Origin of the sequence: Cryobacterium sp. TMT3-29-2, from assembly GCF_004564305.1 — a bacterium.
In the GTDB taxonomy this organism is placed as follows: domain Bacteria; phylum Actinomycetota; class Actinomycetes; order Actinomycetales; family Microbacteriaceae; genus Cryobacterium; species Cryobacterium sinapicolor.
Map to the genome: position 1 here is coordinate 1 of NZ_SOGK01000024.1, position 10070 is coordinate 10070.

Annotated in this window: 6 protein-coding genes, 1 tRNA gene and 1 other RNA gene; 6 read left to right on the plus strand and 2 right to left on the minus strand. The window is 68.7% G+C overall.

Annotated elements, in window-relative coordinates:
• Nucleotides 1-302 precede the first annotated feature (302 nt).
• On the minus strand, nucleotides 303-734 hold the full coding sequence (locus tag E3O67_RS03060) for a hypothetical protein (RefSeq protein WP_206750554.1): 432 nt from the start codon (nucleotides 732-734) through the stop codon (nucleotides 303-305).
• 22 nt (nucleotides 735-756) lie between these two features.
• Nucleotides 757-844, minus strand: a tRNA-Ser gene (locus E3O67_RS03065).
• A gap of 196 nt (nucleotides 845-1040) precedes the next feature.
• Here E3O67_RS03065 and ffs point away from each other — a divergent pair.
• From ffs to E3O67_RS03095, 6 genes are all read left to right on the plus strand, one after another.
• An RNA gene (ffs, locus tag E3O67_RS03070) (signal recognition particle sRNA small type) lies at nucleotides 1041-1137 on the plus strand.
• Nucleotides 1138-1265: 128 nt separating this feature from the next.
• Nucleotides 1266-3734: a phosphoketolase gene (locus E3O67_RS03075; protein WP_135101835.1), complete on the plus strand. Its 2469-nt coding sequence runs from the start codon at nucleotides 1266-1268 to the stop codon at nucleotides 3732-3734.
• A 3-nt stretch (nucleotides 3735-3737) separates the two neighbouring features.
• Nucleotides 3738-5999, plus strand: a complete 2262-nt coding sequence (pta, locus tag E3O67_RS03080) for a phosphate acetyltransferase (RefSeq protein ID WP_134433114.1) — start codon at nucleotides 3738-3740, stop codon at nucleotides 5997-5999.
• Nucleotides 5996-7210: an acetate/propionate family kinase gene (locus E3O67_RS03085; RefSeq protein ID WP_134433112.1), complete on the plus strand. Its 1215-nt coding sequence runs from the start codon at nucleotides 5996-5998 to the stop codon at nucleotides 7208-7210. The genes pta and E3O67_RS03085 overlap by 4 nt, the downstream gene beginning before the upstream one ends.
• A gap of 385 nt (nucleotides 7211-7595) precedes the next feature.
• Nucleotides 7596-8006: a YccF domain-containing protein gene (locus E3O67_RS03090; protein WP_134433110.1), complete on the plus strand. Its 411-nt coding sequence runs from the start codon at nucleotides 7596-7598 to the stop codon at nucleotides 8004-8006.
• 142 nt (nucleotides 8007-8148) lie between these two features.
• Nucleotides 8149-10070: DNA polymerase III subunit gamma and tau (locus tag E3O67_RS03095; protein ID WP_135101837.1), on the plus strand; the 1922-nt coding region annotated here is incomplete at its 3' end.

Here is a 10070-nt window from a genome sequence, read left to right on the forward strand (position 1 = left end):
CGCTGCCGCTGCCGCGCTGCCGCTGCCGCGCTGCCGCTGCCGCGCTGCCGCTGCCGCTGCCGCGCTGCCGCTGTTTGCGCCTCCGCCTCCGTGGCCAACTCAGGAGATACTCGGGCTGCCTTAGCCGGCTCCGCACCGGTCTGCGGCCGCGGCACAGCGGTCGGCCCGGATCTCCTGAATTAGCCACATACAGGTGGGGTCAAAGCCGAGCCTCGTGCATAACTCCTGAAATTCGACCGGTGCCATCGGACTTCTGCCTGACTTCGATCCGAAGGGGGCACATTCGGCAGGATGTGCAGGAGTTATCCAGGCGTTTCGGGGGCTAACTCAGGAGAACCATGGCTGGCATCAGCTTCTGCCCCGGAATGTGGCGGCGGATGTCCGCGGTCCGCCTGGTTCTCCTGAGTTGGCCACATACGGGTCGGGAACAGGAGCAATGACGGGAGCAGCAGCAGCAACGGGAGCAGCAGCAGCAGCACCAGCAGCACCAGCAACGGGAACAGGAGCAGGCACGGTAGCAGCAGCACCAGCATCGGGAAGGGGAGCAGGGACGGGAGCAGGGACGGGAGCAAGGACGGGAGCAGGGACGGGAGCAAGGACGGGAGCAAGGACGGGAGCAGCACCAGCAGCACCAGCATCGGGAAGAGGAGCAGGGACGGGAGCAGCGACAGCAGCAGCACGGAGTGCAGGGGATGGGAACCCCGAGGGCGGGTGTCGAGCTTGTCGAGGCACACCCGACATCTAGTGCGAAAAGTCTGGCGGAGAATGGGGGATTCGAACCCCCGAGGGCTCTCACCCAACACGCTTTCCAAGCGTGCGCCATAGGCCACTAGGCGAATTCTCCTGGCCGAACGTTCCCCGGAGGGAACGACCTAGAGAATCTTACCTGTTTCCGGAGGCCTTCGCGCACACCTGTTCCGGATGCCCGACAAACCCGTTCCGGAGGCCCGAAAAACCCGTTCCGGATGCCCGAAAAACCCGTTCCGGATGCCCGAAATCGGCTCGTTTTCGACCTCGCCGGCTTTGCGTCTAAACTGAGAGTCGGCTCCTCGCGTGGCGCCATCTCGGCCAACTCCCCCAGGACGGAAACGTAGCAAGGGTAACCGGGCTCTGGTGGGTGCGCGAGGAGTCTTTTTCATGCCCTGGACCGGTAGGGAGAAAGTGGGCGCGCAGCAGGCCGTTAGCAATGATAACGATTTCGCCTCATCTCGTAAGATGAAGGGGCGCAGTTAGCGCCCCCCGCTCCGATAGTGCCTGGAGGCACCATGGCCGAAATAACCGGTACACCCTTTCTCTGGCCAGAACGGTCAACGCATCCGCTCAGCGCTGAGGCCCTCGCCAGCGTCGATGCCTGGTGGCGGGCCGCCAATTACCTGTCCGTGGGGCAGATCTACCTGCTCGACAATCCGTTACTGCGCGAGCCGCTCATGCGGGACCACATTAAACCCCGCCTGCTGGGCCACTGGGGAACCACCCCGGGACTCAATTTTCTTTATGCTCACCTGAACCGCGCCATCCTGGAACGGTCGATCAGCACCCTCTACGTCACCGGCCCGGGCCACGGCGGCCCCGGCATGGTGGCCAACGCCTACCTCGACGGCACCTACTCCGAGATCTATTCCGGCGTCGACCGGAGCGAGCAGGGCGTCAAGGCCCTGTTCCGCCAGTTCTCCTTCCCGGGCGGCATCCCCAGCCACGCCTCGCCCGAGACGCCCGGATCGATCCACGAGGGCGGCGAGCTCGGTTACGCGCTCAGCCACGCCTACGGCGCCGCGTTCGACAACCCTGACCTGCTGGTCGCCGCGGTCGTCGGCGACGGTGAGGCCGAGACCGGCCCACTGGCCACCAGCTGGCACTCGAACAAGTTCATCGACCCGCTTCAGGATGGCGTCGTTCTGCCGATCCTGCACCTCAACGGGTACAAGATCGCCAACCCCTCCGTGCTCGCCCGCATCCCGGAAGAGGAACTCCTCGACCTGATGCGCGGCTACGGCCACAAGCCCTACATCGTGGCCGGCGGCTTCGACGGGGAGGATCCCCTCCTTGTGCACCAGCGCATGGCGGTCACCCTCGACGAGGTGCTCAACGAGATTGCCGCGATCAAGGCGCGCGCCCTCGCCGGCGACACCGAGCGCCCGCGCTGGCCGATGATCATCCTGCGCACGCCCAAGGGTTGGACCTGCCCGCCCGTCATCGACGGGGTGCAGGTCGTCGACTCCTGGCGTTCGCACCAGGTGCCGCTGAGCAACGCCCGCGACACCGAGGCGCACACCCGCCTGCTCGAAGAGTGGCTGGCGTCCTACCGGCCGGAGGAACTCTTCGACGCGAACGGCGCCCCCGCCGCCGAGGTCTCGGCGCTGGCCCCCGCTGGCGACCTGAGGATGAGCGCGAACCCGGTTTCCAACGGCGGGCTGCTGCGCCGGGCGCTGAAGCTGCCCGACTTCCGGGAATACGGGGTGGATGTCCCCTCCCCGGGCGCCACCACCGATGAGGCCACCAAGGTGCTCGGCACCTGGCTGGCCGACGTCATCCGTGACAACCCCGACAATTTCCGCATCTTCGGACCCGACGAGACGGCCTCCAACCGCCTCGCCCCGGCCGTTTACGCGGCCACCGACAAGCAGTGGAACGCGGAGTACCACGAGGGCGACACCAACCTCGCCCGCGCCGGCCGCGTGATGGAGATGCTCAGCGAGCATCAGTGCCAGGGCTGGCTGGAGGGCTACCTGCTCACCGGCCGTCACGGTCTGTTCAACTGCTACGAGGCGTTCATCCACATTGTCGACTCGATGTTCAACCAGCACGCGAAGTGGCTCAAGGTCACCCGGGAGATCCCGTGGCGCCGTTCCATCGCGAGCCTGAACTACCTGCTCAGCTCGCACGTCTGGCGCCAGGACCACAACGGGTTCTCGCACCAGGACCCCGGCTTCATCGACCACGTCGTGAACAAGAGCGCGGATGTCGTGCGCGTCTACCTGCCGTTCGATGCCAACACGCTGCTCGCCACCTACAACCACTGCCTGCGCAGCGTGGACTATGTCAACGTGGTCGTCGCCGGCAAGCAGCCCGCGCCGAACTGGCTCACCATGGACCAGGCCGTCGCGCACTGCAAGCGGGGCCTCGGCATCTTCGACTGGGCCGGCACCGAGACGTTCGGCACGTCGCCCGACGTCGTGCTCGCCGCCGCCGGCGAGGTACCCACCCTCGAGGTGTTGGCCGCGGCCGCCATCCTGCGGGAATGGCTGCCCGACCTGTCGGTGCGCGTCGTGAACGTCGTCGACCTGATGCGCCTGCAGTCCGAGGCGGATCACCCGCACGGCCTCAGCGACATGGAGTTCGACGCGATCTTCACGGCAGACAAGCCGATCGTGTTCGCCTACCACGGGTATCCGTGGCTGATCCATCGCCTGACCTACAAGCGCCACGGGCACGGCAATCTGCACGCCCGCGGCTACAAGGAGAACGGCACCACCACCACCCCGTTCGACATGGTCATGCTCAACGACCTCGACCGGTACCACCTGGTGATGGACGTCATCGACCGGGTTCCCGGCCTCGGAGCCCGCGCCGCCCTGCTTCGCCAGGAGATGCAGGATGCCCGCCTCCGGGCCCGCAACTACACCCGCGATCACGGGGAAGACATCCCCGCCGTCACCGAATGGGTCTGGGACGCCGATGGCGTCGGCGTGACCCCCGACAATGCCGGTGTCTCCACCGGCGGAGACAACGTATAAATCGTGGCTGACAGCATCTACATCACCTCTGCCGAGGGAAACACCGGCAAGTCCACCATCGCCCTGGGCGTGCTCGACACCCTGCTCCGTTCGGTGCAGCGCGTCGGCGTATTCCGGCCCGTCGCCCGCTCGGCGCACCACCCCGACTACGTGCTCGAGCTGCTGCTCTCGCACCTGTCGAGTGCGTCCGCGCTCACCGTGCAGCCCCCGCTGACCTACGAGGAGTGCGTCGGCGTCACCTACGACGAGGTGCACCTCGACCCCGACGCGGCCCTCGGCCGCATCGTGCAGCGCTACAAGGCCGTCGAGGCCCAGTGCGACGCGGTGGTCGTGGTCGGTTCCGATTACACGGATGTCGGCAGCCCCACCGAGCTCGCCTTCAACCTGCGCATCGCCGCGAACCTGGGGGTGCCGGTGCTGCTGGTCCTCGGCGGGCGGGTTGGTCCCGGCCAGCGCGACACGCTCAACCAGGGCGACCGGCAGCTCGGGCAGAGCGACCCGCGCACGCCCGAAGACATCCGCCAGCTGACCGACGTCACCGTCGCGGAAATCCGCGACGAGCACGTCTCTCTGCTCGGCGTGATCGTCAACCGGGCCGACCCGGACCGGCTCGACGAGCTCATCGACGCCGTGCGGAGCGTCGTCGACGCCGACCTGAAGCCCGGCCTCGGGCTGAGCTCGGTGCCGGTCTGGGCGCTGCCCGAGGACTCGTACCTCGTGGCCCCGAGCATGAAGAGCATCCTCAAGGCCACCGACGGCACGCTCGTGAAGGGTGACCCCGCGTTGCTGTCCCGGGAGGCGCTCGGCGTGGTCGTGGCGGCCATGTCGATGGTCAACGTGCTGCCGCGCCTGTTCGAAGGCGCGGTGGTCGTGGTTCCCAGCGACCGCCCGCAGGTGCTGCTGGCCGTGTTGATGGCTAACTCGTCCGCGACGTTCCCGTCGATCGCCGGCATCGTGCTGGTCGGCGGCTTCGACCTGCCCGAGGAGATCGGGCGGCTCGTCGAGGGGCTCGACGCCTCGGTGCCGATCATCAGCACCCAGCTCAACTCCTACGACGCCGCACTGCGCATCACGCACACGCCCGGACGGATGGCCGCGGATTCCCAGCGCAAGCGCGACACGGCGTTGGCTCTCTTCGAAGGCCACGTGGACGCATCCGTGCTGCTCGACCGGCTCAAGGTGAGCCGCGCCGACGTGGTGACGCCGCTGATGTTCGAGTACACGCTGCTCGAGCGGGCGCGCACGAACCGCAAGCGGATCGTGCTGCCCGAGGGCGACGACGACCGCGTGCTGCGCGCCGCCGCGACCCTGCTGGCCCGCGACGTGGCCGACATCACTATCCTCGGCGAGGAGTTCGAGGTGCGCTCGCGTGCCATCGGCCTCGGCCTGGACATCGCCAAGGCGGAGGTGGTGAGCCCCTTCGACGACGTGCTGCGGAACAAGTTCGCGGAGGCCTACGCCCAGCTGCGCGCCCACAAGGGCGTCACGGTCGAGCAGGCCATGGAGCTCGTCACCGACGTGTCCTACTTCGGCACGATGATGGTGCAGCTCGGCCTGGCCGACGGCATGGTCTCCGGGGCAACCCACACCACCGCGCACACGATCCGGCCGAGCCTGCAGATCATCAAGACGCGTCCGGGAGTGTCGGTCGTGTCCAGCGTGTTCCTGATGGCGCTCGCCGACAAGGTGCTCGTCTACGGCGACTGCGCGGTGAACCCTGACCCCACCGCGGAGCAGCTCGCCGACATCGCCATCTCCGCGTCGGAGACGGCTGTGGAGTTCGGCATCGAGCCGCGCATCGCCATGCTGAGCTACTCGACCGGCGAGTCCGGCCAGGGTGCCGACGTGGACAAGGTGCGGGCCGCCACCGCGATCGTGCGGGAGCGTCGCCCTGACCTCCTGATCGAGGGTCCCATCCAGTACGACGCGGCAGCGGATGCCGCCGTCGCCGCCACGAAGATGCCCGGTTCGGCCGTCGCCGGTCGCGCCACCGTCTTCATCTTCCCCGACCTGAATACGGGCAACAACACGTACAAGGCCGTGCAGCGGAGCGCCGGAGCGGTGGCCATCGGCCCCGTGCTCCAGGGCCTGCGCAAACCCATCAATGACCTTTCTCGAGGAGCACTAGTGCAGGACATCGTCAACACCGTCGCCATCACCGCGATCCAGGCCGCGACGCTGTCCGCGTCCGAGTCTGTCGCCCCGGCAGCTCCGGCTTCCGGTTCGGCTTCTTCCGCTTCGGCCGCAGCGGCGGTGTCCGCATGACCGCCATCCTGGTCGTCAACTCCGGATCGTCGTCGTTCAAATACCAGCTGATCGACATGGACACCGAAACCGAGCTCGCCAGCGGCCTCGTCGAGCGCATCGGCGAACCGATCGGTCACTCGCGGCACAACGCCGGCACGGCGAAGGACGGCCGCACCGAACGCGACCTGCCGATCATCGACCACACCGCCGGCTTCGCCGTGATGATCGAGGCCTTCGCCGAGCACGGCCCGAAGCTGTCCGAGGCGAACCTGATCGCCGTCGGCCACCGCGTTGTGCAGGGCGGTAACCGGTTCTTCGAGCCGACCGAGATCACTCACCTGGTCGAGCTGAACATCGAGGACCTCTCCGAGATCGCCCCGCTCCACAACCCGGGCGCCGTTCAGGGCATCCGTGCCGCTCGTGCCAGTTTCTCGAACGTGCCTCACGTCGCCGTCTTCGACACCGCGTTCCACCAGACGCTGCCGCCGGCCGCGTACACCTACGCCATCGACAAGGACCTCGCGATCCGGCACCGCGTGCGCAAGTACGGCTTCCACGGCACCTCGCACAAGTTCGTCTCGGAGGCCGTGGCGTCCTTCCTCGAGCGACCGCTGGCCGAGCTCAAGACGATCGTGCTGCACCTGGGCAACGGCGCATCCGTGTGTGCCGTCGACGGCGGCAACTCGATCGACACCTCGATGGGCATGACCCCGCTGCAGGGCCTCGTCATGGGCACCCGCTCGGGCGACATCGACCCGGCCGTGATCTTCCACCTGCGCCGCCGGGCCGGGATGACCACCGCCGAGCTCGACGACCTGCTCAACCGCCGCGGCGGCATGCTGGCCTTGGCCGGCAACGGCGACATGCGCGACGTGGAGGACGCCTCGGTCGCGGGCGACCCGGTCGCCCAGGCTGCCCTCGACGTCTACTTCCACCGAATCAAGGGCTACGTCGGCAACTACTACGCGCAGTTGGGCACCGTGGACGTCATCGTCTTCACCGCCGGCGTCGGCGAGAACTCGCCGATCGTGCGCGCGGGCGCCCTGGCCGGGCTCGAGGGCATGGGGATCGAAATCGACCCGGTGCGCAACGAGGCCAAGTCCCGCAAGCCGCGCGTGATCTCCACGGACAACTCGCGCGTCACCGTGCTCGTCATCCCGACGAACGAGGAGCTGGAGATCGCCCGTCAGACGCTGGCGACCATCAAGCGCACGCATCCGTCGCTGTAGTTTGTAACGCTTCGCAGCGCTGATCGGCCGTTCCCGGGTTCCGGGGCGGCCGATTTGCGTCGGGGCGGGGGTCTTGGCCGCCCGGAGCGGGGACCGGGGTGACTTAACTGCGCAGATTGTGGCGACACGCGGCACCCCAGGCACCGTGAGCGGTGTGTCTCGAGAATGTCCTCAGTTAGCGCGGGCCGGGCTGGGCCGGGGCAGCCAGCCAGGCGGGGAGCCAGGCGGGCAGGCGGGCAGCCAAGCGGGCAGCCGGGCACCCAGGGAGCCAGGCAGGCGGGCAGCCGGGCAGGCGGGCACCCAGGGAGCCGGGCAGGCGGGCAGCCGGGCGGCGGGTCACCCCAGACCCACCCCTCCGCCCCTGCCACGCGGGTAGTATTCCGGCGTGCGCACACTTGTGAACGTGATCTGGCTCGTCCTGTCGGGGTTCTGGCTGTTCCTCGGATACGTGGCCGCGGGCATCGTGCTCTGCGTGCTGATCATCACGATCCCGTGGGGCATCGCGTCGTTCCGCATCGCCACCTACGCACTCTGGCCGTTCGGACGCACCGTCGTGGCCAAACCCACGAGTGGCGCGTTCTCATTTATCGGCAACGTGATCTGGGTGATTCTCGCGGGCTGGTGGCTGGCCCTGGCGCACATCGTCTCGGGGATCGCGCTCTGCGTCACCATCATCGGAATTCCGCTCGGCATCGCCGACTTCAAGATGGTGCCGGTCTCGCTCGCGCCCCTCGGCAAGGAAATCGTGAGCAACCGTCCCGGGGAATTCGACCAGGCCGTCGCTCGCCGCGCCTGAGCTCGTGCCGTCGCTCGCCGCGCCCGAGTGCCGTCGCCCGTTACGCGGCGGCCCCCTCCGGCAACGGATGCCGGCCCGCCCGTCCACAGGCCGCTCCCCACCCCACACCGCAGTGTCAGTGGCTCCGACTACGATTGACTCCGTGGTTACCGCCCTGTATCGCCGCTACCGGCCCGAGACTTTTGCCGAAATGATCGGTCAGTCTCAGGTGACCGATCCCCTGATGACGGCCCTGCGCACGAACCGGGTGAATCACGCCTATCTGTTCAGCGGACCCCGCGGTTGCGGCAAGACGACGTCCGCCCGCATCCTCGCGCGCTGCCTGAACTGCGCCGAGGGCCCGACCGATACTCCGTGCGGCGTGTGCCCGAGCTGCGTGGAACTCTCCCGCGACGGCGGCGGATCCCTCGACGTGGTCGAGATCGACGCGGCCAGCCACAACGGAGTCGACGACGCCCGGGACATCCGTGAGCGCGCGATCTTCGCGCCAGCCCGGGACCGCTACAAGATCTTCATCCTCGACGAGGCTCACATGGTCACGCCGCAGGGCTTCAACGCGCTGCTGAAGATCGTCGAGGAGCCGCCCGAGCACGTCAAGTTCATTTTCGCGACGACGGAGCCCGAAAAGGTGATCGGCACCATCCGTTCGCGCACGCATCACTACCCGTTCCGGCTGGTGCCGCCCGGGCCGATGCTCGAATACGTGCAGCAGATGTGCGACACCGAACAGATGACCGTCGCGCCCGGCGTGCTGCCGCTCGTCGTGCGGGCCGGCGGCGGCTCGCCCCGCGACACGCTGTCGCTGCTCGACCAGCTGATGGCCGGATCCGACGGGCACTCCGTCGAATACGAGCGGGCCGTGGCGCTGCTCGGCTACACGAACGCGTCACTGCTCGACGAGTCCATCGACGCGATCGCCGACCGCGACCCATCCGCCGCGTTCGACGCCGTCGACCGGGTCGTGCAGACCGGGCAAGACCCGCGCCGCTTCGTCGAAGACCTCCTTGAACGCCTCCGCGACCTCATCATCGTCGGCGCCACGAGCGCCGCCGGGGCCGCCGCAGTGCTTCGCGGCGTGCCGCAGGACGAACTCGACCGGATGGCCGTGCAGGCCGCGAAGTTCGGCCCCGCCGAGCTGTCCCGCACCGCCGACGTCATCAACGCCGCCCTCACCGAGATGACCGGCGCGACCAGCCCCCGCCTGCACCTCGAACTCATGATCGCCCGTGTGCTCATCCCCGCCAGCGACGATTCCACCCGCGGCGCGCTCGCCCGGGTAGAGCGGCTCGAGCGCCGCATCGGCGTCGGCACGGGTTCCGGTTCCGGTTCTGATTCCGCTTCGGGTTCCGCGTCCACTTCCGGCGTCTTCCGGGCGACGGATGCCCCAGCCACCAGCCCGGTCGGCGCGCCCGCGCGCGCGGCCGCGGTGTCGGTGACGGATGCCCCTCGCCCGCCCGCCTCCTCCGGCCCGGCAACGGTTCCCGCCTCCTCCGGCCCGGCAACGGTTCCCGCTGCCGGGGCCGCGTCGCACGCTCCTGCTGCGGCGCACTCTCCTGGCGCGTCGCACGCTCCTGGCGCGGCGCACTCTCCTGGCGCGGCGACCGCGACCGGCGCTGCGCACTCTCCTGGCGCGGCGACCGCGACGGGAGCCTCCGCACCCTCGGCCCCGCCCCACCCCGTCGGACCGGTCACGCTTCAGCAGGTGAAGGATGCCTGGCCGCAGATCCTCGAGTCGGTCAAGGCCGCCAAGATGACCGCTTGGCTCGTGCTTTACACGGCCCGCGCCATGGAACTGCGCGGCGGCGAGCTGCTCGTGCTCTCCTTCCCGAGCCAGAACGACGTCGCCGGGCTCAAGCAGTCCGCGGCTCCCGGGCAGGGCGTCGGCGACTACCTCAAGCGGGCCGTCAACGAGGTACTCGGCTTCACGCCCCAGCTCACCGCCCGGGTCGAGTCCCCGAAAACGGATGCCCCGGCCACAGCCCCCGCATCCGCGCCCCCCGCATCCGCGCCCCCCGCATCCGCGCCCGCCGGATCCGCGCCCGCCGGATCCGCGCCCGCCGGATC